The sequence below is a fragment of the Enterobacter sp. IF2SW-B1 genome (genome assembly GCF_001743375.1).
Lineage (GTDB): Bacteria > Pseudomonadota > Gammaproteobacteria > Enterobacterales > Enterobacteriaceae > Enterobacter > Enterobacter bugandensis.
Genome location: NZ_MJAA01000006.1, coordinates 152,722 through 177,956, shown reverse-complemented (window position 1 = coordinate 177,956; position 25,235 = coordinate 152,722). Strand labels below are relative to the sequence as shown.

The 25,235-nt window shown below is 53.7% G+C and carries 25 protein-coding genes; 13 read left to right on the top strand and 12 right to left on the bottom strand.

Annotated features, from left to right (window positions below):
• Positions 1 to 9 precede the first annotated feature (9 nt).
• Both ispA and xseB read right to left on the bottom strand, forming a co-directional pair.
• The gene (ispA, locus tag A6013_RS14085) at positions 10 to 909 is read right to left on the bottom strand and encodes a (2E,6E)-farnesyl diphosphate synthase (RefSeq protein ID WP_028012152.1); all 900 of its coding nucleotides are present in this window, start codon (positions 907 to 909) and stop codon (positions 10 to 12) included.
• On the bottom strand, positions 910 to 1,152 hold the full coding sequence (xseB, locus tag A6013_RS14080) for an exodeoxyribonuclease VII small subunit (protein WP_003859094.1): 243 nt from the start codon (positions 1,150 to 1,152) through the stop codon (positions 910 to 912).
• Positions 1,153 to 1,330: 178 nt separating this feature from the next.
• Here xseB and thiI point away from each other — a divergent pair, with 178 nt between their 5' ends.
• Entirely contained in the window at positions 1,331 to 2,779 is a 1,449-nt protein-coding gene (gene thiI, locus A6013_RS14075; protein WP_045259896.1) for a tRNA uracil 4-sulfurtransferase ThiI, read from the top strand.
• Between the two features lie 87 nt (positions 2,780 to 2,866).
• Here thiI and yajL read toward each other — a convergent pair whose 3' ends face one another.
• On the bottom strand, positions 2,867 to 3,460 hold the full coding sequence (yajL, locus tag A6013_RS14070) for a protein deglycase YajL (protein WP_069733283.1): 594 nt from the start codon (positions 3,458 to 3,460) through the stop codon (positions 2,867 to 2,869).
• A complete protein-coding gene (gene panE / locus A6013_RS14065; protein ID WP_069733282.1) occupies positions 3,423 to 4,334 on the bottom strand; it encodes a 2-dehydropantoate 2-reductase in 912 nt (303 codons plus the stop codon). The genes yajL and panE overlap by 38 nt, the downstream gene beginning before the upstream one ends.
• Before the next feature lie 121 nt (positions 4,335 to 4,455).
• Between panE and A6013_RS14060 the strand changes: the two genes are divergently transcribed.
• Entirely contained in the window at positions 4,456 to 4,947 is a 492-nt protein-coding gene (locus tag A6013_RS14060) for a YajQ family cyclic di-GMP-binding protein (protein WP_023293165.1), read from the top strand.
• A 32-nt stretch (positions 4,948 to 4,979) separates the two neighbouring features.
• Here the strand turns inward: A6013_RS14060 and A6013_RS14055 are convergent, their stop codons facing one another.
• The 8 genes from A6013_RS14055 to A6013_RS14020 form a co-directional block, all read right to left on the bottom strand.
• Complete coding sequence (locus A6013_RS14055; RefSeq protein ID WP_045259898.1) at positions 4,980 to 6,341, bottom strand: MFS transporter; 1,362 nt, start codon at positions 6,339 to 6,341, stop codon at positions 4,980 to 4,982.
• Between the two features lie 148 nt (positions 6,342 to 6,489).
• On the bottom strand, positions 6,490 to 7,377 hold the full coding sequence (gene cyoE, locus A6013_RS14050; RefSeq protein ID WP_003859062.1) for a heme o synthase: 888 nt from the start codon (positions 7,375 to 7,377) through the stop codon (positions 6,490 to 6,492).
• An 11-nt stretch (positions 7,378 to 7,388) separates the two neighbouring features.
• Positions 7,389 to 7,715 carry a cytochrome o ubiquinol oxidase subunit IV gene (locus A6013_RS14045; RefSeq protein ID WP_006176899.1) on the bottom strand — a complete coding sequence of 109 codons (327 nt, stop codon included), beginning with the start codon at positions 7,713 to 7,715 and terminating at the stop codon, positions 7,389 to 7,391.
• Positions 7,715 to 8,329 carry a cytochrome o ubiquinol oxidase subunit III gene (locus tag A6013_RS14040; RefSeq protein ID WP_003859057.1) on the bottom strand — a complete coding sequence of 205 codons (615 nt, stop codon included), beginning with the start codon at positions 8,327 to 8,329 and terminating at the stop codon, positions 7,715 to 7,717. Before A6013_RS14040 ends, A6013_RS14045 begins: the two co-directional genes overlap by 1 nt.
• Complete coding sequence (gene cyoB / locus A6013_RS14035; RefSeq protein WP_028012157.1) at positions 8,319 to 10,310, bottom strand: cytochrome o ubiquinol oxidase subunit I; 1,992 nt, start codon at positions 10,308 to 10,310, stop codon at positions 8,319 to 8,321. The genes A6013_RS14040 and cyoB overlap by 11 nt, the downstream gene beginning before the upstream one ends.
• A gap of 16 nt (positions 10,311 to 10,326) precedes the next feature.
• Positions 10,327 to 11,274: a cytochrome o ubiquinol oxidase subunit II gene (cyoA, locus tag A6013_RS14030; RefSeq protein WP_008503322.1), complete on the bottom strand. Its 948-nt coding sequence runs from the start codon at positions 11,272 to 11,274 to the stop codon at positions 10,327 to 10,329.
• 477 nt (positions 11,275 to 11,751) lie between these two features.
• Positions 11,752 to 13,227, bottom strand: coding sequence for a muropeptide MFS transporter AmpG (gene ampG, locus A6013_RS14025; RefSeq protein ID WP_028012159.1), 1,476 nt, complete (start codon positions 13,225 to 13,227; stop codon positions 11,752 to 11,754).
• A gap of 45 nt (positions 13,228 to 13,272) precedes the next feature.
• Positions 13,273 to 13,851, bottom strand: a complete 579-nt coding sequence (locus A6013_RS14020; RefSeq protein WP_028012160.1) for a lipoprotein — start codon at positions 13,849 to 13,851, stop codon at positions 13,273 to 13,275.
• Positions 13,852 to 14,157: 306 nt separating this feature from the next.
• Here A6013_RS14020 and bolA point away from each other — a divergent pair, with 306 nt between their 5' ends.
• The 11 genes from bolA to A6013_RS13965 all read left to right on the top strand — a co-directional run bounded on the left by bolA (position 14,158) and on the right by A6013_RS13965 (position 25,235).
• Positions 14,158 to 14,475 (top strand): transcriptional regulator BolA, encoded by a 318-nt coding sequence (gene bolA / locus A6013_RS14015; protein ID WP_003859051.1) that lies wholly within the window; start codon positions 14,158 to 14,160, stop codon positions 14,473 to 14,475.
• A 330-nt stretch (positions 14,476 to 14,805) separates the two neighbouring features.
• Positions 14,806 to 16,104 (top strand): trigger factor, encoded by a 1,299-nt coding sequence (gene tig, locus A6013_RS14010; RefSeq protein WP_008503318.1) that lies wholly within the window; start codon positions 14,806 to 14,808, stop codon positions 16,102 to 16,104.
• A gap of 260 nt (positions 16,105 to 16,364) precedes the next feature.
• On the top strand, positions 16,365 to 16,988 hold the full coding sequence (gene clpP, locus A6013_RS14005) for an ATP-dependent Clp endopeptidase proteolytic subunit ClpP (protein WP_014069126.1): 624 nt from the start codon (positions 16,365 to 16,367) through the stop codon (positions 16,986 to 16,988).
• 125 nt (positions 16,989 to 17,113) lie between these two features.
• Entirely contained in the window at positions 17,114 to 18,388 is a 1,275-nt protein-coding gene (clpX, locus tag A6013_RS14000; RefSeq protein ID WP_028012161.1) for an ATP-dependent protease ATP-binding subunit ClpX, read from the top strand.
• Between the two features lie 183 nt (positions 18,389 to 18,571).
• Positions 18,572 to 20,926 (top strand): endopeptidase La, encoded by a 2,355-nt coding sequence (gene lon / locus A6013_RS13995; RefSeq protein WP_023334706.1) that lies wholly within the window; start codon positions 18,572 to 18,574, stop codon positions 20,924 to 20,926.
• Between the two features lie 210 nt (positions 20,927 to 21,136).
• The gene (gene hupB, locus A6013_RS13990; RefSeq protein ID WP_002444653.1) at positions 21,137 to 21,409 is read left to right on the top strand and encodes a nucleoid-associated protein HU-beta; all 273 of its coding nucleotides are present in this window, start codon (positions 21,137 to 21,139) and stop codon (positions 21,407 to 21,409) included.
• A gap of 212 nt (positions 21,410 to 21,621) precedes the next feature.
• Positions 21,622 to 23,493, top strand: a complete 1,872-nt coding sequence (gene ppiD / locus A6013_RS13985; protein ID WP_069733281.1) for a peptidylprolyl isomerase — start codon at positions 21,622 to 21,624, stop codon at positions 23,491 to 23,493.
• Positions 23,494 to 23,641: 148 nt separating this feature from the next.
• Positions 23,642 to 24,022: a helix-hairpin-helix domain-containing protein gene (locus A6013_RS13980; RefSeq protein ID WP_069733280.1), complete on the top strand. Its 381-nt coding sequence runs from the start codon at positions 23,642 to 23,644 to the stop codon at positions 24,020 to 24,022.
• Positions 24,023 to 24,119: 97 nt separating this feature from the next.
• The gene (locus A6013_RS13975) at positions 24,120 to 24,518 is read left to right on the top strand and encodes a YbgC/FadM family acyl-CoA thioesterase (RefSeq protein WP_025756175.1); all 399 of its coding nucleotides are present in this window, start codon (positions 24,120 to 24,122) and stop codon (positions 24,516 to 24,518) included.
• Positions 24,519 to 24,565: 47 nt separating this feature from the next.
• Complete coding sequence (locus tag A6013_RS13970; RefSeq protein ID WP_028012164.1) at positions 24,566 to 24,919, top strand: type II toxin-antitoxin system RelE/ParE family toxin; 354 nt, start codon at positions 24,566 to 24,568, stop codon at positions 24,917 to 24,919.
• Positions 24,906 to 25,235 (top strand): addiction module antidote protein, encoded by a 330-nt coding sequence (locus A6013_RS13965; RefSeq protein WP_028012165.1) that lies wholly within the window; start codon positions 24,906 to 24,908, stop codon positions 25,233 to 25,235. The genes A6013_RS13970 and A6013_RS13965 overlap by 14 nt, the downstream gene beginning before the upstream one ends.

Below are 25,235 nucleotides of genomic sequence, written 5' to 3'. Positions count from 1 at the left end.
ATATATAGTTTATTTATCACGCTGGATTATATAGTCCGCTAGCGCTTCCAGTGCCGAGGTATCCAGCGATTGCGCGGCCAGCTCATTCAGCGACTGGCGGGCATCGTCAATCAGATCCCGGGCTTTACGTTGGGCTTGCTCAAGACCCAGCAGGGCGGGATAGGTACTTTTGCCAAGCTGCTGATCCGCACCCTGACGTTTACCCAATGTTGCAGTATCGCCCACCACATCCAGAATGTCATCCTGAACCTGGAATGCCAGACCGATACTTTCTGCGTATCTGTCCAGAATCGGCAGGGCTTTGCGCCCTTGCTCACCCGCGCTCAGCGCGCCCAGGCGAACGGCGGAACGAATAAGCGCGCCCGTCTTATGGCGATGAATACGCTCCAGCTGTTCCAGATTAACCTGACGTCCTTCCGCTTCAAGATCCAGCGCCTGACCGCCGCACATGCCGGCCACGCCGCTGGCCATTGCCAGTTCGGAGATCATCGCCAGGCGGTCGCGGTCGGCCACTTCCGCCATCGGCGCATCACTGAGAATCGAGAACGCCAGCGTCTGCAAGGCATCGCCCGCCAGAATGGCATTCGCCTCGCCAAACTTAATGTGGCAGGTTGGCTGACCCCGGCGCAGATCGTCGTCGTCCATCGCCGGGAGATCGTCGTGGATCAGCGAGTAGGCATGGATGCACTCCACGGCGGCTGCCGGGGCGTCCAGCGTATTATCGCTGATGCCAAACATGTTGCCCGTGGCATACACCAGGAACGGACGCAGGCGTTTTCCCCCTAAGAGTGCGCCATAGTGCATGGCTTCAACCAGTGGAGTGTTCTGAAAAGGCTGCGGCTCAATAAAACGGCGCAGGGCGTCGTTGGCGCGAACGACGCGCGCCTGAAGCGCGTTGGTAAAATCCATTTACTCGGCGTCCGGTGTGAATGGCGTGGTTTTAGCGTCTTCGCTGTCGGAAAGCAGGATCTGCACACGCTGCTCGGCCTGCTGGAGTTTTACCTGCCCCTGGCGCGCAAGCTGCACACCGCGCTCAAATTCGTTGAGGGCGTCTTCCAGCGGTAAATCGCCGCTCTCGAGGCGGGTAACAATCTGCTCAAGCTCACTCAGCGCAGTTTCAAAACTGGCCGGTGCGTCGTTCTTCTTCGGCATAGTGAATTAACTCTTATATTCTTCGCCCCAACATGGTAACGGACTCGGGGCAATTATCAAATAACGCGAGTGGCGCGATGGTGGTATACTTGCGCGCCTGGATGCAGCCACGGGTGTGGGCTGCTGTATCATTTTCCACTACAAGCCTTTATAAGCTTGCCTAAGAAACATTGCCGCCATGAAGTTTATCATTAAATTGTTCCCTGAAATCACCATCAAAAGCCAATCTGTGCGTTTGCGCTTTATTAAAATTCTCACCGGGAACATTCGTAACGTATTAAAACACTACGACGAAACGCTCGCCGTGGTGCGTCACTGGGATCACGTTGAAGTCCGCGCGAAAGACGAAAGCAAACGCCTTGATATTCGCGACGCGCTGACCCGTATTCCAGGTATTCACCATATTCTGGAAGTGGAAGACGTTCCGTTCAGCGATATGCACGATATCTTCGAAAAGGCGCTGGTACAGTACCGCGACCAGATCGAAGGCAAAACCTTCTGCGTGCGCGTGAAGCGTCGCGGTAAGCACGAGTTCAGCTCGATTGAAGTCGAGCGCTACGTCGGCGGCGGTCTGAACCAGCACGTTGAGACGGCGCGCGTGCGCCTGACTAACCCGGACGTCACCGTTAACCTTGAGATCGAGAACGATCGTCTGCTGCTGGTTAAGGGCCGTTATGAAGGTATTGGCGGTTTCCCGATCGGCACGCAGGAAGATGTGCTGTCGCTGATCTCCGGCGGCTTCGACTCCGGCGTCTCCAGCTACATGCTGATGCGTCGCGGCTGCCGCGTGCACTACTGCTTCTTCAACCTGGGCGGCGCGGCGCATGAAATTGGCGTTCGTCAGGTGGCGCATTACCTGTGGAACCGCTTCGGCAGTTCCCACCGCGTGCGTTTTGTGGCGATCAACTTTGAGCCGGTAGTGGGCGAAATCCTTGAAAAAGTGGATGACGGCCAGATGGGCGTGATCCTCAAACGTATGATGGTTCGCGCGGCGTCCAAAGTCGCCGAACGTTACGGCGTGCAGGCGCTGGTCACCGGCGAAGCGCTGGGCCAGGTCTCCAGCCAGACGCTGACCAACCTGCGTCTGATCGACAACGTATCAGATACGCTGATCCTGCGTCCGCTGATCTCCCACGATAAAGAGCACATCATCGACCTGGCGCGCGAAATCGGCACCGAAGACTTTGCCCGCACCATGCCGGAATACTGCGGCGTGATCTCAAAAAGCCCGACCGTCAAGGCAGTGAAGGCGAAGATCGAAGCGGAAGAAGAGAACTTCGATTTCAGCATCCTGGAAAGAGTGGTGGCAGAAGCGTCCAACATCGACATCCGCGAGATTGCCCAGCAGACCGAGCAGGAAGTGGTTGAAGTGGAAACCGTGAGCGGTTTCGGTGCGAACGATGCGATTCTGGATATCCGCTCCATTGACGAGCAGGATGACAAGCCGCTGAAGGTTGAAGGCGTAGAGGTGGTTTCTCTGCCGTTCTACAAGCTGAGCACTAAGTTTGGCGACCTCGATCAGAGCAAAACGTATCTGCTGTGGTGTGAGCGCGGGGTGATGAGCCGCCTGCAGGCGCTGTACCTGCGCGAGCAGGGATTCGCGAATGTGAAGGTTTATCGTCCGTAGCGTGCGGCCTGGTGCCCTCACATTAAAAACGGCAACCAACGGTTGCCGTTTTGCTTTTACCTCGCGCCACCCGGCTTTTTTTATGCACTACTCTTCATAGTAATTATAAATCCCCGCCGGCATCACCAGCGACGACGCCACTTCGTAGGCCTTCTCCCGCCCGACCAGCAGATCAATAATCTTTAAGCCAAAATCAATCGCGGTGCCGGGTCCCTGGCTGGTCAGCAGGTTGACGCGCGGATCCCAGACAACGCGTTTATCCACCCAATGATCTTCCGGGATCGTATCCTTAAGCCCCGGGAAGCCAGTCATATTGCCGATGGGGAAGATATCGTGCGGAATCAGAACTGTTCCAGCGGCGGCACAGATTGCCGCGACGATACGACCCGACAGATGAAACTGACGCACGGTTTCAACCAGCAGCGGGCTGTCGCGGAAACATTCCGCGCCTTTTAAGCCGCCGGGCAGGACGATGATGTCGTAATCGCCGTCAGCAACCTGGACAAGCGGTGCGTCTGCCAGGATTTTCACCCCTCGTGAACAGGTGATTGCCAGATTGCCGTCGCTGGCTACGCTGGCGGTTGTTACCTTAATGCCGCCACGTACCAGTAAATCAATAGTGGTGACCGCTTCCATCTCTTCGCTACCAGGAGCGAGGCAAATCAGTGCCGACGCGCTCATATTCACTCTCCTTACGTTTAACCAGGTCATACAGACGGGCGTTTTCCGGCACGGCGATGCCGTGCGCGCGGGCGCGCTTTAGCAGATAGCCGGTAATGTAATCTATCTCCGTATGGCGAAATGCCCGAACGTCCTGCAGCATCGAGGAGATGTTCTCAGCCGTGCTCTCAATAACCTGCTCGACATAACAGCGTAAATCCTCTGCTGAGGTGTGCAGGCCTTCTCGCTCAATGACCGACGCGACTTCTGCACACAGGGACGCCACCTCCTGCGGATGGTTTTTTAGCTCCCCGTTCGGGCAGTTCCACAGCGCCGTCAGCGGATTGATCACGCAGTTTACGGCCAGCTTGCGCCACAGTTGAGGGCGGATGTTGTTGTGCCAGGCGACGTCCGGCAAGACCTTTTGCAGAACATCGGCCAGATAGCTGTAGTCGCCATCCTGTGTTCTGGCCGGGCCGATGTGCGTCACGCCGCTGGCGACATGCACGATAATAGTCCCGTCGCGACGCGCAGCGTGGGTGGTGGTCGCCATTAGCAGAGGCTGCGGGACGCTTTTCAGCTCATCAAGGGTTCCCATACCGTTATGCAGCAGCAGAATGGGGGACGTGGGGGGGAGCTGCGCGGCCAGAGTCTTAACCGCATCTGAGACCTGCCACGCCTTGAGCGTCACCAGCAACAGGTCGCTTTGCGCCAGGAAATCAGGATCGTTCGCGGTGAGGGATTCGTTAAAAATGCTTCCGTCTTCACCAATCAGGTTGACACTGCAATAGGGCTGGGGCACGCGCAGCCAGCCCTGAACCTCATGTCCGTGCTTGCACAGCGCGGTCAGCCACAGCTGGCCGAGCGCTCCGCATCCGAGCACCGTAATTTTCATTGTTCCTCCTCACCTGCAACTGCGCCAAGTGTTACAGCTTAATTATACAGCTAAGCTTCTGTTGAGTTATGCCTCGTAGCGGGTATTATGCAACGCAACAAAAGTGAAGGGAGAAGAAAAGATGCCATCTTTCGATATTGTTTCCGAAGTTGATATCCAGGAAGTTCGCAACGGCGTTGAGAACGCAACCCGCGAAGTTGAGTCACGTTTCGATTTTCGCGGCGTTGAGGCGTCGTTTGAGCTGAACGACGCAAATAAGACCATTAAGGTGCTGAGCGAGTCTGATTTCCAGGTGAATCAGCTGCTCGACATTCTGCGCGCCAAGCTGTTAAAACGTGGCATCGAAGGAACGTCTCTGGACGTGCCGGACGAGTTTGTCCACAGCGGTAAGAACTGGTTTGTAGAAGCCAAACTGAAGCAGGGCATCGAGAGCGCGGTGCAGAAGAAGATCGTTAAGCTTATCAAAGACAGCAAGCTGAAGGTGCAGGCGCAGATCCAGGGCGAAGAAATTCGCGTAACCGGAAAATCTCGCGACGACCTGCAGTCCGTGATGGCGCTGGTGCGCGGCGGGGATTTGGGTCAACCTTTCCAGTTTAAAAACTTCCGCGATTAAGACAAAAAAGCCCGGTTCAACCGGGCTTTTTTTCAGGCCTTCAGCGCCTGCTCCACCTCAAAGCGGTTCGTCACTTTGCTGTCAATTTTGACATAAGCGCTGCGTTCTTCGGGAACAATCAGCACCTCTGTGACCCCTTCTTTTCCTTCCAGACGCTGCTTCAGCGCGTCGCTAATCTCCACGTCATCCGGGATTTCTACCCGCAGGCTGCTCACGTAGCGTGGCTCTTTCATGGTGCTGGCGACCAGCAGCCAGACTGTTGCCAGCAGCGCGCCCGCGAGAAACACGGTTTGTGAATCAAACAGGCCGTCGACCCAGCCGCCAAGCGAGCCGCCGATCGCCACGCCGAGGAACTGGCTGGTGGAGTAAATGCCCATTGCCGTGCCTTTGTAACCGGCGGGGGACTCTTTGCTGATCAGCGACGGCAGCAGCGCTTCCATCAGATTAAACGCCAGGAAGAAGAGCTGCACGCCTGCGATCAGCTCCCAGAAGTGCGGGCCGGCACCCCACAGCACGATCTCGGCAATCAGCAGTAACGCCACGCAGCCCACGAAGACGCGCTTCATTTTGCGCTTCACTTCGGCGTAGATGATGAACGGCACGACAGAGACAAACGAAATCAGCATCGTGACCAGATAAATTTTCCAGTGCTCGGCCGCCGGGAAACCTGCTGCGGCAAGCTGGCCGGGCAGGGCGACGAAGGTGGACATCAGCAGAATATGCAGGCACATAATGCCGAAGTTAAGTTTCAGCAGACGCGGCTCGGCGATGACTTTGCTAAAGCAGCCTTTAACCATCCCGGATTCACGGTTAAGGACGTGATTTTTACTGTCTGGCACAACCCACAGGGTGAGTGCGATCCCGATAGTCGCCAGCACCGCAATCATCCAGAACAGGGCGTGCAGACCCAGTTTGTGCGTAATGATGGGACCGAGCACCATCGCAATCGCAAACGTTACGCCAAAGCTCACGCCGATGAACGCCATCGCTTTGGTGCGGTTTTGCTCGCGGGTTAAATCTGACAGCAGCGCCATCACCGCCGCGGCAATCGCACCGGAGCCCTGCAGGGCGCGGCCCAAAATAATGCCCCAGATGGAGTGGGAGAGGGCGGCAATAACGCTCCCGAGCACAAAGACCAGCAGCCCGCCGACAATCAGCGGCTTGCGGCCCACCCGATCAGAGAGCAGGCCAAAGGGGATCTGGAACACCGCCTGCGCCAGACCGTAGATACCGATCGCCAGACCAATCAGCGCTTCGCTGGCACCCTGTAACGCCATGCCGTACGTGGTCAGAACGGGCAGGACCATAAACATGCCAAGCATCCGCAGCGAGAAAACAGTCCCTAAACCCCAGGTCGCACGCAGCTCGCCCGGCGTCATTTTATAATCGTTCATTACCACCTCAGTTCAAAAGCAGGCCATAGTGTAGTGCGGGGAAGGGGCGGGGTAAATAAAGGCTTATTTAACAAATATTACATGCGCAATTAATAGATTTCGTGAATAAAAAAGGGTGCCGAAGCACCCTTTTCATCATCACATAAACTTACCAGACGTAAGTCAGCAGGTTTTGCGAGTCCGGCACCATGAAGTCTACGGACATCATCACGGACAGGGAGGTGATGGCGACAATCGAGAACACAAACAGCTTGCGTGCCCAGACTTTGTCATCTTCCACCTTGTAGCCGCGCAAGGCCATGCCGAGCCACCAGACGCTCACCGCGGCTGCTACCACCAGATATTTATATCCGGCGTAACCGCCCAGAGAAAGCATCAGCGTTGCCACGGCAAAAGCGATGATGTAGAGCGTGATGTGGTTCTTGGCAACTGAAATGCCCTTCACGACCGGCAGAACCGGAATGTTCGCTGCCTGATAATCCTTGAAGCGGAAAATCGCGATGGCATAGGAGTGCGGCATCTGCCACAGGCTAAAGATAGCCAGCAGGATGAGCGCACCGCTGTCGAACTCGTTCGTGACGGCGCAGTAGCCAATCACCGGCGGCGCAGCGCCGGAGAGAGAACCAATCAGCGTGCCGTAGACGGAGTGACGCTTCATATACAGGCTGTAGACGCCTACATACACCACGAACCCCATCACCCCCAGCCAGCAGGCCAGCGGGTTAGCACCAAACCACAGCAGCATAAAGCCAGCAATACCCAGCAAGGTGGCGTACACCAGCGAGACGGAAGGGGCAATCAGGCCTTTAACCAGCACCCGATTTTTGGTCCTTTCCATCTTCTTGTCGATATCCATGTCGATGTAGTTGTTAAATACACAACCGGACGCAACCACCAGTGACACACCGACCAGCGTGTAAATAAAGAGGGTGTAATCAATGCTGCCTTTAGAGGCCAGCAGGAACCCTCCGATTACGGAGATCAGGTTGCCAAAGATGATGCCTGGTTTCGTGACTTGCAGGTATTGCTTAAACATACTCGCCGCTCTTAGTGAACCATCATGTTGTAGTTGAGGTTCCACATAATCCAGATGGAACCGACTACCAGGATAGCGATGATAATCACGGTAAAGATAAAGGCAGTCATATTCCAGCCTTCATCGGACTTGGTGTTCATGTGCAGGAAGCAAACCAGATGCACCAGAATCTGAATCACCGCGGTCACCAGGATTGCTCCCAGGATAACCGGCTTGGACGCAGAACCGCTCATCACCATCCAGAACGGGATCACCGTCAGGATGATCGACAGGATGAAACCTGTCATGTAGGTTTTTACGCTGCCGTGGGAAGCGCCATGATCGTTAGAATGACTCATTACATCGCCCCCATCAGATAGACAACAGAGAACACGCAGATCCATACCACGTCCAGGAAGTGCCAGAACAGGCTCAGGCACATGATACGGGTACGGTTAGTGCTGGTCAGGCCGCGGCGGGAGATCTGGAACATCAGTACTGCCATCCAGATCAGACCCGAGGTCACGTGCAGACCGTGGGTACCCACCAGCGCGAAGAACGCGGACAGGAAGCCACTGCGATCCGGTCCGAAGCCTTCCATAATCAGGTGGTGGAATTCATAGATTTCCATCCCGATAAAGCCAGCACCAAACAGCCAGGTCAACGCCAGCCAGGAGACAACCTGGCTCTTGTTGTTTTTGTACATGGCGATAGCCGCCATGCCGTAGGTGATGGAGCTGAATAACAGCAGTGCGGTTTCAACCAGAACGAACGGCAGTTCAAAAATGTCCTTGCCGGTCGGGCCGCCCGCTGTGCCGTTCACCAGAACGGCATAGGTCGCGAACAGACAGCAGAACAGAATGCAGTCGCTCATCAGGTAGATCCAGAAACCGAAGACTTTGGTCGGTCCTGTATCATGGTGCGCATGTTCATGCGCGTGGGCAGTTGAGTGCGCCAGAGTATCAGTTGCCATTTTTCAGCCCCGCTTTAGAAATCTCGTCGAAATGCTGATTTTCCAGCTTTTCAACTTCACGGACTGGTACGTAGTAGTCCACGTCCTCGTCAAAGCTCTTCACAATCCAGCTGATTACGATGCCAGCGAAGCCAACAATCGCCATCCACCAGATGTGCCAGATCATTGCGAAACCAAATACCGTTGCGAAAGCGGCAATCACGATGCCCGCAGCGCTGTTTTTCGGCATATGGATCTCTTCGTAATGCTCAGGTTGCTTGTACGCTTCACCTTTTTCTTTCATTTCCCAGAATGCGTCACGCTCGTGAATGTGCGGCACTACGGCAAAGTTATAGAACGGTGGTGGAGAAGAGGTTGCCCACTCCAGCGTACGGCCACCCCATGGGTCACCGGTCAGGTCGCGGTTCAGGTTACGGTCGCGGATGGACACGTAGTACTGAATCAGCTGGCACAGAATACCGCAGGCAATCAGCGCTGCACCGCCCGCTGCAACCATCAGCATTGGGTGGAACTGCGGATCGATCTGCTGGCTCAGACGACGGGTCATACCCATGAAGCCCAGCACGTACAGCGGCATAAACGCCACGAAGAAGCCAATGATCCAGAACCAGAACGCGCGTTTACCCCAGGTTTCGTTCAGCGTGAAGCCAAACGCCTTAGGCCACCAGTAAGTCACACCTGCGAAGCAGCCGAAGACCACGCCGCCGATAATAACGTTATGGAAGTGCGCAATCAGGAACAGGCTGTTGTGCAGAACGAAGTCAGCACCTGGCACCGCCAGCAGTACGCCGGTCATCCCACCTACGGAGAAGGTCACGATGAAGCCGATGGTCCACAGCATTGCTGAGTGGAACACGATACGGCCCTGGTACATGGTGAACAGCCAGTTGAAGATCTTCACCCCGGTAGGGATGGCGATAATCATGGTGGTGATACCGAAGAAGGCGTTTACGTTCGCGCCCGCACCCATGGTAAAGAAGTGGTGCAGCCAAACGATGAACGACAGAACGGTAATACACACGGTTGCCCACACCAGAGAGGTGTAACCAAACAGACGCTTACGCGAGAAGGTTGCCGCGATTTCGGAGAACACACCGAAAACAGGCAGAACCAGAATGTACACTTCCGGGTGACCCCATGCCCAAATCAGGTTGATGTACATCATCATGTTGCCACCCATATCATTCGTGAAGAAATGGGTGCCCAGGTAGCGGTCCAGGGTCAGCAGCGCGATGGTGACGGTCAGAATTGGGAACGACGCGATAATCAGTACGTTGGCGCACAGAGATGCCCAGGTAAATACTGGCATCTTGAACATCGTCATACCTGGTGCACGCATCTTCAGGATGGTCACGAAGAAGTTGATACCGGTCAGGGTGGTACCGACACCGGAGAGCTGAAGCGCCCAAATCCAGTAGTCAACGCCTACACCCGGACTGTACTCAATTCCCGAAAGCGGTGGGTAAGCCAGCCAGCCGGTCTGTGCGAATTCGCCCACGCCCAGTGACAGGTTAACCAGGATTACACCGACAACCGTGAACCAGAAGCTCAGGTTGTTCAGGAACGGGAACGCTACGTCGCGCGCGCCAATTTGCAGCGGAACGACAACGTTCATCAGACCGATTACCAGCGGCATCGCCACGAAGAAGATCATGATAACGCCGTGGGCGGTAAAGATCTGATCGTAGTGGTGCGGTGGCAGGAAGCCGGCTTCGCCCGCAGACGCGAGTGCCTGCTGGCTACGCATCATGATTGCATCCGCAAAGCCACGAATTAACATGACGATACCGACGATGCAGTACATGATACCGAGTTTTTTGTGGTCAACCGAAGTCAGCCACTCATTCCACAGGTAGCTCCACTTACCGAAGTAAGTGATCAGGCCAACTAAGGCCGCGCCACCAATGATAATTGCAGCCACCGTAACCATGATAATCGGTTCATGGTAGGGCACTGCATCCAGTGTCAATTTTCCGAACATTTTCTTCCTCGGCCCCTTAGTGAGCGGTTTCCGCGTGGCTCATGTCCATGCCTTCCATACCTTCGTGCGCGCTGTGCTCGCCTTCTGGCTGGGTCATGTCCATGCTCTTGCCGTGATCCATAAATTTGCCAATAACGTCTTTGAACAAATCTGGTTTCACGTTAGAGAAGTACTCCACCTTGTTGTATTCGCTAGGTGCAGCCACTTTTTCGAACGCCGCCATGTCAGACATGGTGTTTGGAGACTGCTTCGCTTTTTCAACCCACTGGTCGAAAGCGGCACGGTCCGGCGTCGCAATAGCTTTGAACTTCATACCTGAGAAGCCCGGGCCGCTATAGCTGGCGGAGATACCATCGTAGGTGCCTGCTTCATTCGCGATCAGATGCAGGTTCGTCTGCATACCGGCCATCGCGTAAATCTGGCTACCCAGACGCGGGATGAAGAAGGAGTTCATTACGGAGTTGGAGGTCACTTTGAACTGAACCGGAGTGTTCGCCGGGAAGGCGATTTCATTCACGGTAGCAATGCCCTGCTCTGGATAGATGAAGAACCATTTCCAGTCCATGGAGACCACTTCAATGGTAATAGGTTTTTCATCGTGAACCAGCGGCTTGCTTGGCTCAAGTGCGTGAGTGGTTTTCCAGGTCAGCACGGCAAGGAACAGGATGATCAGGATAGGTACCGTCCAGACCACAGCTTCAACTTTGTTGGAGTGTGACCAGTTCGGGCTATACTTCGCATCTTTATTGCTCGCACGATACTTCCAGGCGAAACCAACAGCCATCAAAATGGCAGGAATAACCACAATCAACATCAGGCCAAAAGCCGTCAATATCAGTGAACGTTGTTCCAGTCCAATCTGTCCTTTGGGGTCTAGTAGTGCAGAATCACAGCCACTGAGTAATACAGTACCTGCGAATAATGACAACCATCCCAAACTTTTATTGTATTTCCTGAGTCTCATTTAACGACCTCAATTCCACGGGAGTCTGGTGGCGTTTAAAGTGTGCGGGCATTTTACGGGAAGGTTACATTACTGTAAACATCATTAGGCCTGTGTCAGGAAGGTGTTACCGGGTTCTGCCGCACGTGTCACAAGTGTTGCAGATTATGTCGGTTTTTATGACCGAAGCCGCATGATATGGGCTTTATAACGAAAGGACCCCCAAGCATACCCTAAAAGGGGCAATTGGTATAACCATTGTTAAAAATATACAAAAAATTAACAATTAATTATCAATAAAAAGACATCTAAAAAACGAAAAATCAAACTTTCCAATGCTGAATCGTTTAATGAAAAATAGCGTTTTGGAATTGGCTCCAATAATTTCCAAATCCTATCCCGCACAAAACAACAAATATTTTTTTAGCGGCTGTTGGCTATTTCACCGTTATAATTTCGGTTAGTGATTACAACGGGAAATAACCTTTCACTTTTTCTTCAGGTCATCTGCGTTTTACGCAATGCCATAAAATCGAGCAGACCGCCCGTCAGGATCCCGGCGATGGCCAGCAGGGCTCCTGCGTCCAGCAGAAGAGCTTCGAGGGGGAGCGCCAGAGACGTACTGGCGTTAACGATAAGTACCACAAGCCATAGCGCCAGCGCGCCGCAGCCCGCCATTAGCAGACGTAACGCAAATCGGTAGGCGCGGTGATATTCAGTGCGCGGCATAAAGTGTTCGGTCCGCTGGGTATATTCCAGCGTCTGGCGACACACCAGCAATAATAAAATCCCCGGCACGGCAGCAGCGACCGAGAAGAGATAAAACGTTGGCCAGCCGTGGGCTTCTACAAACCAGCCGGCAATCGGACCTACGTACACGCGGCCAACGGCCGAGAGTGCCGAGAGCAGCGCAAACTGCGTGGCGGAAAACGATTTATTGCACAGGGTCATCAGCAGGGCGACAAACGCCGCCGTCCCCATGCCGCCACAGAGATTTTCAAAGAACACCGCCGCGGCCATGCTGAACATATGCTTGTCAGTCACCGACAGGAGCCAGTAGCCCGCGTTAGATGCGCCCTGCAGGATGCCGAAGATCAGCAGCGCGCGGAACAGCGTCAGGCGCTGCATCAATACGCCGCCGTAAAGCGCACCGACGATGGTCGCAAACAGCCCCAGCGTTTTATTCACCACGCCCACTTCACCGGCATCAAAACCGACGCCGCGGATCAGGAAGGTGGTGGTCAGGCTCATGGCAAAGGCATCGCCCAGCTTATAAAGGACGATGAGCAGCAGGATCAGCCAGGCATTGTTGCGGCCAAAAAAGTCACGCAGCGGTTCGGCCACGGCCTGCTCCAGCGAGCGGGGAACCGGAATGACGTCGCTCGGTTCGGGTGCAAATAGCGTAGCGATAATGCAGGGGATGAGCAGGGCAGCCATCAGCCAGTACATACCCTGCCAGCCGAGATAACGGTCGGCCAGCCACAACGCCAGCCCGCCGGAGACCAGCATCCCGAGGCGATAGCCCAGCACGCTGATCGCCGCACCGGCACCGCGCTCTTCCGCAGGTAACACGTCCGTCTTCCAGGCGTCGAACACGATATCCTGAGAGGCGGAACAGAAGGCTATCACCACCGCAAGCGCGGCCATCCACCGGAGCTGTGTGGTCGGCTCAAGAAAGCCCATCGCCGCAATCGCCAGCAGCAGCAGGACCTGTGTCATCACTAACCAGCCGCGACGACGCCCCAGAAACGGCGGCGTATAGCGATCCATCACCGGCGACCACAGGAACTTAAAGACATACGCCTGACCGACAAGCGAGAAGAAACCAATGGTTTTGAGATCGATGTTCTCAACCGTCATCCACGCCTGAAGCGTGCCGGAGGTGAGCGCGAGGGGTAAACCGGAGGCAAAGCCGAGGATCAGCAGAATCGCTGATTTCGGTTGCTGGAAAATGCGTAAGTAGTGACTGGACATGTTCTTATGAACTGACCCGGTGAAGTACCGGGCCAGTGAGCAGGATTAACGTGCGTTCTGCTTGATAAAGTCGTGAATGCTGGTGTCCTGCGCCATATCGGCGATGGTGTCCGTCAGCACGCTGTTAACGGCGTTAGCAATATTCTTGTTAGAGGCCTGGAACGCGCCTTCAACAGAGTAGCTGGCGCGGTAGTTTTTGGTCATCTTGTTGCCGTTCTTCGCGGTGGCAATGATGGCGATATCCGCTTTGGTCGCAATGTTGTAGCGCACGTTGCCCTGAGAGACGTCTGCGTACAGGTTGTTGACGATAATCTGCAGATCAACCGCGCCGCTTGGGCCAATCATGTAGCCGCGAGCGGTCATTTGCTTCTCAAGCACTTCCTGCAGCAGGAAGCGCAGGTCGCGGGATGCGGTCAGCGTCACCTGCTGGTTGTCGCGAGTCACTTTTGCCAGCGCCTGGTCCTGACGCTGATCGGCACCGTTAATGCTCACGGTGACGCCCATCAGGCTTGGGTCCTGCTGAGGCAGGGTGATTTTTGGTGAGACATCAATAGTGGTAGGCGGAGTCGCACAGCCTGCCAGCATAAAAAGGGCTACCAACGGAAAGAAGAGTTTTTTAAACATTTTCAGGTTCTCAACGAATCGTAAGCATTAAAGAGAGAAAAATTGCCGCCATCATATCATCGACTACGGCCAGGGGAAGTGGTCAACGCATGTAAATTCATCGTCTTGTCTGAAAACTGACCAGCTCATCCTTTTTCTCCTCCCGCCAGAGACGACAGGTATGAGTGTCACAGTGAACTTCATGCATTTGAATGAGAAAATCAGACGAAAGCTAAATATTTGTTGTCAAGGTGTAATGGAAACGGTAAAAGCGGCTAACATTTAAAGGGATGGGTGACATCTTAGCGTTGTCGGAGGAGTAATTTCATGATGATACGTGAACAGATAGAAGAAAAATTAAGGGCAGCGTTCAACCCTGTGTTCCTCGAAGTCGTCGACGAAAGCTATCGTCATAACGTGCCGGCAGGTTCTGAAAGCCACTTTAAAGTGGTTCTGGTTAGCGATCGCTTCACGGGAGAACGTTTCCTGAACCGACATCGCCTGATCTACAGCACCTTGACGGAAGAACTCTCCACGACCGTGCATGCGCTGGCACTGCATACCTACACCATTAAGGAATGGGAAGGCTTGCAGGATACGGTTTTTGCGTCGCCGCCGTGTCGCGGTGCAGGCACCATCGCCTGATAAATCGGATTTGCAACGGCTGGAGCTTTTCCAGTATGTTGCTTACAGATTTCCTCAAAACGGCTTCCGGGCCGTTTTGTTTTGTCTGAGTTTTGAGCGGATGGTGCGATTTTAAGGCTAAAAATAGCCTTAAAGTGTGAAAAAAGCCGCAGCAACATGCTCCAACCGTTCTCGACTCACCTAAGTGATGCCGCTATAATGCCGCGTCTTATTGAATGTCTTCGGGATGATTCTGGCGACAGGGAATGTGAATCTGCACTAAGAGAGCATCCCGGTATAACAGACAGATTCAGAGTTGACCGAGCACTGTGATTTTTTTGAGGTAACAAGATGCAAGTTTCAGTTGAAACCACTCAAGGCCTTGGCCGCCGTGTAACGATTACTATCGCTGCTGACAGCATCGAAACTGCTGTGAAAAGCGAGCTGGTCAACGTAGCAAAAAAAGTACGTATTGACGGCTTCCGTAAGGGCAAAGTACCAATGAATGTTGTTGCTCAGCGTTATGGCGCTTCCGTGCGTCAGGATGTGCTGGGTGAACTGATGAGCCGCAACTTTATCGACGCGATCATCAAAGAAAAAATCAATCCAGCCGGCGCGCCAAACTACGTGCCAGGCGAATACAAACTGGGCGAAGACTTCACCTACTCCGTAGAGTTCGAAGTGTACCCGGAAGTTGAGCTGAAAGGCCTGGAATCTATCGAAGTTGAAAAACCGATCGTTTCCGTGACTGACGAAGACGTTGACGGCATGCTGGACACCCTGCGTAAGCAGCAGGCGAACTGGAAAGAGAAAGAAGGCGCTGTTGACGCGGAAGACCGCGTAACCATCGACTTCACCGGTTCTGTAGACGGCGAAGAGTTCGAAGGCGGCAAAGCGTCTGATTTCGTACTGGCAATGGGCCAGGGTCGTATGATCCCAGGCTTCGAAGACGGCATCAAAGGCCACAAAGCGGGCGAAGAGTTCACCATCGACGTGACCTTCCCTGAAGAGTACCACGCTGAAAACCTGAAAGGTAAAGCAGCGAAGTTCGTCATCAACCTGAAGAAAGTTGAAGAGCGCGAACTGCCAGAACTGACTGAAGAGTTCATCAAGCGTTTCGGCGTGGAAGATGGTTCTGTTGCAGGCCTGCGTACCGAAGTGCGTAAGAACATGGAGCGCGAGCTGAACGGTGCTGTGCGTAACCGCGTGAAATCTCAGGCGATTGAAGGTCTGGTAAAAGCGAACGAAATCGACGTTCCTGCTGCCCTGATCGACAGCGAAATCGACGTGCTGCGCCGTCAGGCTGCACAGCGCTTCGGTGGCAACCAGCAGCAAGCGATGGAACTGCCGCGCGAGCTGTTCGAAGAGCAAGCGAAACGCCGCGTTGTTGTTGGCCTGCTGCTGGGCGAAGTGATTCGTACCCACGAGCTGAAAGCTGACGAAGAGCGTGTGAAGGGCCTGATCGAAGAGATGGCGTCTGCATACGAAGATCCATCAGAAGTGATCGAGTTCTACGGTAAGAACAAAGAGCTGATGGACAACATGCGCAACGTCGCACTGGAAGAGCAGGCTGTTGAAGCGGTACTGGCGAAAGCGAAAGTGACCGAAAAAGCGACCTCTTTCAACGAACTGATGAACCAGCAGGCGTAATTTCGCTCTAACGGTTTAAAGTTTGAACAAAAAACCCGTTGCCTTCCGGCGACGGGTTTTTTTTATCGCGGCATGGGTTCTGGAAGGGTGCTAAAACGCCCTTTCAGTGTTAGCGTTACAACAAAAGGTTGTTATGCTTGAAATAGGGCGTGGCGAACCCCATAAGTATGTAATCACGATGATTGAGACTGGCTGATAATCCGTCCATAAGGTTACAATCAGTACAGCAGGTGTTTTCAATTTTGAACCAGGAGACGGAAATGTCATACAGTGGCGAACGAGATAACTTTGCACCCCATATGGCGCTGGTGCCAATGGTTATTGAACAGACCTCACGCGGTGAGCGTTCTTTCGATATCTATTCCCGTCTGCTCAAGGAACGCGTTATCTTTCTGACCGGCCAGGTAGAAGACCATATGGCTAACCTGATCGTGGCGCAGATGCTGTTCCTGGAAGCGGAAAACCCGGAAAAAGACATTTACCTGTACATCAACTCGCCTGGCGGTGTGATTACGGCGGGCATGTCCATTTATGACACCATGCAGTTCATCAAGCCAGATGTCAGCACTATCTGTATGGGGCAGGCTGCATCCATGGGGGCCTTCCTGTTAACCGCAGGGGCGAAAGGTAAGCGTTTCTGCCTGCCTAACTCCCGCGTGATGATTCACCAGCCGCTGGGGGGTTACCAGGGGCAGGCGACGGATATCGAAATCCACGCCCGCGAAATTCTGAAAGTAAAAGCGCGCATGAATGAACTTATGGCGCAGCATACAGGTCAATCTCTTGAGCAGATCGAGCGCGATACCGAGCGCGATCGCTTCCTCTCTGCTCCAGAGGCAGTTGAGTACGGCTTAGTCGACTCCGTATTGACCCATCGTAATTGATGCCCGCGACGCGAGTGTGCCGCTATACTAAGGTAGGGCGGCACGCTGCTTAAAGCACACGCGTCTTAGAATGGCATTTGCGTCGTCATGTGCGGCACAAAGAACTTAAAAAGAGGTTTGGACTCATGACAGATAAACGCAAAGATGGTTCGGGCAAACTGCTGTACTGCTCTTTTTGCGGCAAAAGCCAGCATGAAGTGCGTAAACTGATTGCCGGGCCGTCCGTGTATATCTGCGACGAATGCGTCGATTTATGTAACGACATCATTCGCGAAGAGATTAAAGAAGTTGCGCCGCACCGTGAGCGTAGCGCATTGCCAACGCCGCATGAGATTCGTCATCACCTTGACGACTATGTCATCGGTCAGGAGCAGGCCAAGAAAGTGCTGGCGGTGGCGGTATACAACCACTACAAACGTCTGCGTAACGGCGACACCAGCAATGGCGTAGAACTGGGCAAAAGTAACATTCTGCTGATCGGGCCAACCGGCTCCGGTAAAACGCTGCTGGCGGAAACCCTGGCGCGCCTGCTGGATGTTCCGTTTACCATGGCGGATGCCACCACCCTGACCGAAGCCGGTTATGTGGGTGAAGACGTTGAGAACATCATTCAGAAGCTGCTGCAGAAGTGCGATTACGACGTTCAGAAAGCACAGCGCGGGATTGTTTATATTGATGAGATCGACAAGATCTCCCGTAAATCAGACAACCCGTCCATCACCCGTGACGTGTCGGGTGAAGGCGTGCAGCAGGCCCTGCTGAAGCTGATCGAAGGTACGGTTGCGGCCGTTCCGCCGCAGGGTGGACGCAAACATCCGCAGCAGGAGTTCCTGCAGGTCGATACCTCCAAGATCCTGTTTATTTGCGGCGGCGCGTTTGCTGGTCTGGATAAAGTCATTTCCCACCGTGTTGAAACCGGCTCCGGCATCGGTTTTGGCGCAACGGTGAAGGCGAAGTCCGAGAAAGCCAACGAAGGTGAACTGCTTTCGCAGGTTGAGCCTGAAGATCTGATCAAATTTGGTCTGATCCCTGAATTCATTGGCCGTCTGCCGGTTGTAGCAACGCTGAATGAGCTGAGCGAAGACGCGCTGATTCAGATCCTGAAAGAGCCGAAAAATGCGCTGACCAAGCAGTATCAGGCGCTGTTCAATCTGGAAGGCGTTGAGCTGGAATTCCGTGACGAAGCGCTGGATGCGATTGCCAAGAAAGCGATGGCCCGTAAAACCGGTGCGCGTGGTTTGCGCTCTATCGTTGAAGCGGCATTGCTCGACACCATGTACGATCTGCCGTCGATGGAAGACGTCGAAAAAGTGGTTATCGACGAGTCCGTGATCGGCGGCCAATCCAAGCCGCTGCTGATTTACGGTAAACCGGAAGCCCAGCAGGCATCTGGCGAATAATTCACCAAATCATACAAGCAGTTAATCAAAAAGGGGGGATTTTATCTCCCCTTTACTTTTTCCGTATTCATAGCGTTGAATGTGTGGGAAACATCCCCATATACTGGATACATGTTAATGGTTATGTGAAGCACTGTGACATGACCAGCTTACCTGGCGGACACTAAACTAAGAGAGAGCTCTATGAATCCTGAGCGTTCTGAACGCATTGAAATCCCCGTATTGCCGTTGCGCGATGTGGTGGTTTATCCGCACATGGTCATACCCTTATTTGTAGGGCGGGAAAAATCTATCCGTTGCCTCGAAGCCGCCATGGATCATGATAAAAAAATCATGCTGGTGGCCCAGAAAGAAGCATCAACGGATGAGCCGGGTGTAAACGATCTTTTCACCGTCGGGACCGTGGCCTCTATTTTACAAATGCTGAAGCTGCCGGACGGCACCGTGAAGGTGCTGGTCGAAGGCTTACAGCGTGCGCGTATTACCACGCTGTCAGACGATGGCGAACACTTCTCTGCCAAGGCAGAGTACCTTGATTCGCCTGAACTTGATGAGCGCGAGCAGGAAGTGCTGGTACGTACCGCGATTAGCCAGTTCGAAGGCTATATCAAGCTGAACAAGAAAATCCCACCAGAAGTGCTGACGTCGCTGAACAGCATCGACGATCCTGCGCGTCTGGCGGACACCATCGCTGCACACATGCCGCTGAAGCTGGCTGACAAACAGTCCGTGCTGGAGATGTCCGACGTTAACGAACGTCTGGAATATCTGATGGCGATGATGGAGTCTGAAATCGATCTGCTGCAGGTTGAGAAGCGCATTCGTAACCGCGTGAAAAAGCAGATGGAAAAATCTCAGCGTGAGTACTATCTGAATGAGCAAATGAAGGCCATTCAGAAAGAGCTGGGCGAGATGGACGACGCACCGGACGAAAACGAAGCGCTGAAGCGTAAAATCGACGCGGCGAAGATGCCGAAAGAGGCGAAAGAGAAAGCCGAAGCAGAACTGCAGAAGCTGAAAATGATGTCTCCGATGTCGGCTGAAGCAACCGTCGTGCGCGGCTACATTGAGTGGATGGTGCAGGTTCCGTGGAACGCCCGCAGCAAGGTCAAGAAAGACCTGCGTCAGGCCCAGGAGATCCTCGATACTGACCACTACGGCCTGGAACGCGTGAAAGACCGCATCCTTGAGTACCTCGCGGTACAAAGCCGAGTAAACAAAATTAAAGGCCCAATTCTGTGCCTGGTAGGACCGCCGGGGGTGGGTAAAACCTCTCTGGGTCAGTCCATCGCCAAAGCGACCGGACGTAAGTACATCCGTATGGCGCTGGGCGGCGTGCGTGATGAAGCGGAAATCCGTGGTCACCGCCGTACCTACATCGGTTCTATGCCGGGTAAACTGATCCAGAAAATGGCGAAAGTGGGCGTTAAAAACCCGCTGTTCCTGCTTGATGAGATCGACAAAATGTCGTCGGACATGCGCGGCGACCCGGCGTCTGCTCTGCTGGAAGTGCTTGATCCAGAACAGAACGTGGCGTTCAGCGATCACTACCTGGAAGTGGACTACGACCTCAGCGATGTAATGTTCGTGGCAACGTCCAACTCCATGAACATACCGGCACCGCTGCTGGACCGTATGGAAGTGATCCGCCTCTCCGGTTATACCGAAGACGAAAAGCTGAACATTGCTAAACAGCACCTGCTGCCGAAGCAGATTGAGCGTAACGCGCTGAAAGCCAACGAGCTGACCGTCGAGGACAGCGCGATTATCGGCATCATTCGCTACTACACCCGTGAAGCGGGCGTGCGTAGCCTTGAGCGCGAAATATCTAAGCTGTGCCGTAAGGCGGTAAAACAGCTGCTGCTGGATAAGAGCCTGAAGCACATCGTGATTAACGGTGACAATCTGCATGCCTACCTGGGCGTTCAGCGTTTCGACTATGGCCGCGCGGATAACGAAAACCGCGTGGGTCAGGTGACCGGTCTGGCATGGACGGAAGTGGGCGGCGATCTACTGACCATCGAAACCGCCTGTGTGCCGGGCAAAGGCAAGCTGACCTACACCGGCTCGCTGGGTGAAGTGATGCAGGAGTCCATCCAGGCTGCGCTGACCGTGGTGCGCGCGCGCGCGGAAAAACTGGGTATCAACCCGGATTTCTACGAAAAACGCGACATTCACGTTCACGTTCCTGAAGGGGCGACGCCGAAAGATGGCCCAAGCGCGGGTATTGCCATGTGTACCGCTCTGGTTTCCTGTCTGACGGGCAACCCGGTACGTGCCGATGTGGCAATGACTGGTGAAATTACGCTGCGCGGTCAGGTCCTGCCAATCGGCGGATTAAAAGAAAAACTGCTGGCGGCACACCGCGGTGGGATCAAAACCGTATTGATCCCTTACGAAAATAAACGCGATCTGGAAGAGATTCCGGACAACGTGATTGCCGATCTGCAGATCCATCCTGTTAAGCGAATTGAGGAAGTTCTCAGTCTCGCACTGCAGAATGAACCCTCCGGAATGCAGGTTGTAACCGCAAAATAGTGACCTCGCGCAAAGAGCGTCAATAAAAACAAGGCTGGTAAGTCATTTCGCACTTGCCAGCCTTTTTTTGTATAGCTAATTTAGATTGCTGATTAGGTCAGCCATCAACAACGGGTGTTGTAAGGTCATGGCAGGCCTGATATAACTGCTGCGCGGTCGCGTTGTGAAGGACTCAGGCGCGATATAAATTATAAAGAGAGGAAGAGAACAGTGAATAAATCTCAACTGATTGACAAAATTGCTGCTGGTGCTGATATTTCTAAAGCTGCAGCTGGACGTGCGTTAGATGCATTAATTGCTTCTGTTACTGAATCTCTGCAGGCTGGGGACGACGTTGCACTGGTAGGCTTCGGTACTTTTGCTGTTAAAGAGCGTGCTGCCCGTACTGGCCGCAACCCTCAGACCGGTAAAGAGATCACCATTGCTGCTGCTAAAGTGCCGGGTTTCCGTGCAGGTAAAGCGCTGAAAGACGCAGTAAACTGATTGCTTTCCCGTTTCAGGGAAGCCGGATAGTACAAGGGCGCATCGTTTGATGTGCCTTTTTTGTTTGTCCAGACCTGATTTGTGCGAGTTTATGCGAGTTGTGGGCTGACAATCGCCCCGTTTTCTTGTCACAATACGCCTTCACGCGCGACGGGCAGGATTTTCCGTCAGCGTCAGGTAACCAGTCACCTACAGCGGAGTGTTGTTACACCATGATGGACAGCTTACGCACGGCTGCTAACAGTCTCGTGCTCAAGATTATTTTCGGTATCATTATCGTGTCGTTCATATTGACCGGCGTGAGCAGTTACCTTATTGGCGGTGGCGCGAACTATGCCGCAAAAGTGAATGGCCAGGAAATCAGCCGTGGTCAGTTCGAGAATGCTTTTGCCGGTGAGCGTAACCGTATGCAGCAACAGCTGGGCGACCAATTCTCTGAACTGGCGGCGAATGAAGGGTACATGAAAACCCTGCGCCAACAGACACTGAACCGTCTTATCGACGAAGCGCTGCTGGATCAGTATGCCAAAAAGCTGGGCCTTGGCATCAGCGACGAGCAGGTCAAAAAAGCGATCTTCGCCACTCAGGCATTCCAGTCTAACGGTAAATTCGACAACGCGCGTTACAACAGTATCGTTAACCAGATGGGCATGACGGCGGATCAGTACGCGCAGGCGCTGCGTAACCAGCTGACAACCCAGCAGCTCATTAACGCTGTCGTGGGTACCGATTTCATGCTTAAAGGTGAAACCGACGAACTGGCCGCGCTGGTGGCACAGCAGCGCGTGGTCCGTGAAGCGACCATTGATGTGAACGCCCTGGCGGCGAAACAGCAGGTGAGCGACGCAGACGTTAATGCTTACTACGAGCAGAATAAAAACACCTTTGTTTCTCCGGAGCAGTTCCGCGTCAGCTACATTAAGCTGGATGCAGCTGCGCTGCAGGAAAGCGCGTCTGATGCCGAGATCCAGTCTTACTACGACCAGCATCAGGATCAGTTCACTCAGCCGCAGCGTAACCGCTACAGCGTGATTCAGACCAAAACTGAAGCAGATGCTAAGGCGGTACTGGATGAGCTGAACAAAGGCGCTGATTTCGCCACCCTTGCGAAAGCGAAATCCACCGATATTATCTCTGCGAAAAACGGCGGTGATATGGGCTGGCTGGAAGACGCAACCACGCCCGACGAGCTGAAAAATGCCGGCCTGAAAGAGAAAGGCCAGCTGTCTGGTGTGATTAAATCATCCGTTGGTTTCCTGGTCGTGCGTCTGGACGACATCACCCCGGCGAAAACCAAGCCGCTGGCTGAGGTTCGTGATGATATCGCCGCGAAAGTGAAACAGGAAAAAGCCCTGGATGCTTACTACGCGCTGCAGCAGAAGGTGAGCGATGCTGCCAGCAACGACAACGAATCTCTGGCAGGTGCAGAGCAGGCGGCGGGTGTCAAAGCGGTTGAGACCGGCTGGTTTGGTCGCGACAACCTGCCGGAAGAGTTGAACTTCAAACCGGTTTCTGATGCCATCTTTAACGGTGGTCTGGTGGGCGAGAACGGCACGCCGGGCAGCAACTCTGACATCATTACCGTTGACGGCGATCGCGCCTTTGTTCTGCGCGTCAGCGAGCACAAGCCAGAAGCGGTCAAACCGCTGGCGGAAGTGAAGGATCAGGTCGTCGCTCAGGTTAAGCACAACAAAGCAGAACAGCAGGCTAAACTGGACGCTGAGAAGATTCTGGCCGATCTGAAAGCGGGTAAACAGGACGCGCTGAAAGCGGCAGGTCTGAGCTTCGGTGAGGCGAAGACGCTGAGCCGCACCGGTCAGGACCCAATCAGTCAGGCCGCGTTTAGCCTGACGCTGCCGGCAAAAGACAAGCCAAGCTTCGGTACCACCACCGATATGCAGGGTAACGTTGTTCTGCTGGCGCTGGACGACGTGAAAGCCGGCACTCTGCCAGAAGCGCAGAAGAAGGCGATGGTTCAGGGCATTACTCAGAACAATGCTCAGATTGCTTTCGAAGCCATGATGAGCAACCTGCGTAAAGACGCCAAAATCAAGCTGGGCGATGTCATGACTCAGCAGCAGTAATTACGTGTCTGCTCGCAGATTTTCGTAACGCTCTGCAAAAACTAAAGGCCGCTTTCGCGGCCTTTTCCATTTCTGCAATCTGCTGTTTGTGCCTGTTTTCACAGGCGGCTATCGTTGCGTGGCTGTCAACAAACAAGGAGATAACAGCATGAAATGTGGAATCAAAGCACTGTTAATTACGCTGGCTATTGCCACCACCGGGATGAGCGCGGGCGCGCAGGCGGCGACGCCCGCCGCCAAACCACAGGCTACGCAGAGCAAGTCTGACGCGGCCGTGCCGGTACAAGGGCAGACCAAAGCGGCTGACGCCGGTAAAAATGCGGATGATGACGGTACGCGGGTCAGCATTAACTCGGCCTCGGCAGAGGATCTCGCCCGCGCAATGAATGGCGTGGGCCTGAAAAAAGCGCAGGCTATCGTCAGCTATCGTGAAGAGTACGGCCCATTCAAAACGGTCGACGATCTCAAACAGGTTCCGGGCATGGGCAGCGCGCTGGTTGAGCGCAACCTCTCACACCTGACACTGTAATAACGCAATTTCTTGCACTGCGGCAAAAGTTTGCCAGGATAAAGAGGTCATACCAGTTATGACCTCTGATCCTAAAACAATGAAAGGCTATTGCGCTATGCAGACAAAAATCAAAGTACGCGGTTTCCATCTTGATGTTTATCAGCACGTCAATAACGCTCGCTATCTTGAGTTTCTTGAAGAAGCGCGCTGGGACGGGCTGGAAAACAGTGAAAGCTTTCAGTGGCTGACCGCGCACAACATCGCGTTCGTGGTCGTCAATATCAACATCAACTATCGCCGTCCGGCCGTGCTGGGCGATGTGCTCACCGTGACCAGCCAGGTACAACAGCTAAACGGCAAGAGCGGCGTGTTAAGCCAGGTGGTGACGCTCGATCCAGAAGGGCAGGTGGTGGCTGATGCACTGATCACCTTTGTCTGTATCGATCTGAAAACTCAGAAAGCGCTGCCGCTGGAAGGGGAGCTGCGGGAAAAGCTGGAGTTGATGATCGCGTAGGATTTTGTCTTTTATAAAAGACAAAAGGATTTTTCAGGGATAGAATAATGGACAGGGACTACGTTGTTGAACGTTACCGGACCCGTGACGGGAAAGTGCCGTTTGAGGAGTGGGTAGCCAGAATGAATCGAAGGGATCCGGATACGGTTTTCCGGATCCTTATGCGGATCAACCGCGCAATAAAACGTAATTTTGGCGATTACAGATACCTCAGGGAAGGTGTTTGGGAGATGCGAGTCGACAGTGGCCCCGGCTACAGAATCTATTTTGCAGTAAAGAATCGGCAGGTTTTATTGTTACTTATCGGTGGTGACAAAAAGAGCCAAAAAGCGGATATCAAACTGGCAATAGATTACTGGAAAGATCATCAAATTAAAGGACAATCGAATGAGCGCCACTGAACGAAAATATTCGAGTTCTGTTAGCCATCATGATGCTGTTGTGAAAATGCTACGAGAGAATCCTTCCTACGCTCAGCGTTATTTGCAAACAGCCCTGGAAGAAATCTATGAAGACCAGGGGATCCCTGCCTATCTCATTGCACTCCGCCAGGTTATCGAAGCACGCGGTGGCATCGGAGAAATTTCTGCTAAATCAGGCCTCTCTCGTCAGCAGCTATACCGAACCTTATCAGACAACGGCAACCCAACGCTGACAACGCTGATGAAAGTCACCCGTGCTGCCGGTGTGAAACTGTTCGACAGCACGGTTAAGTAG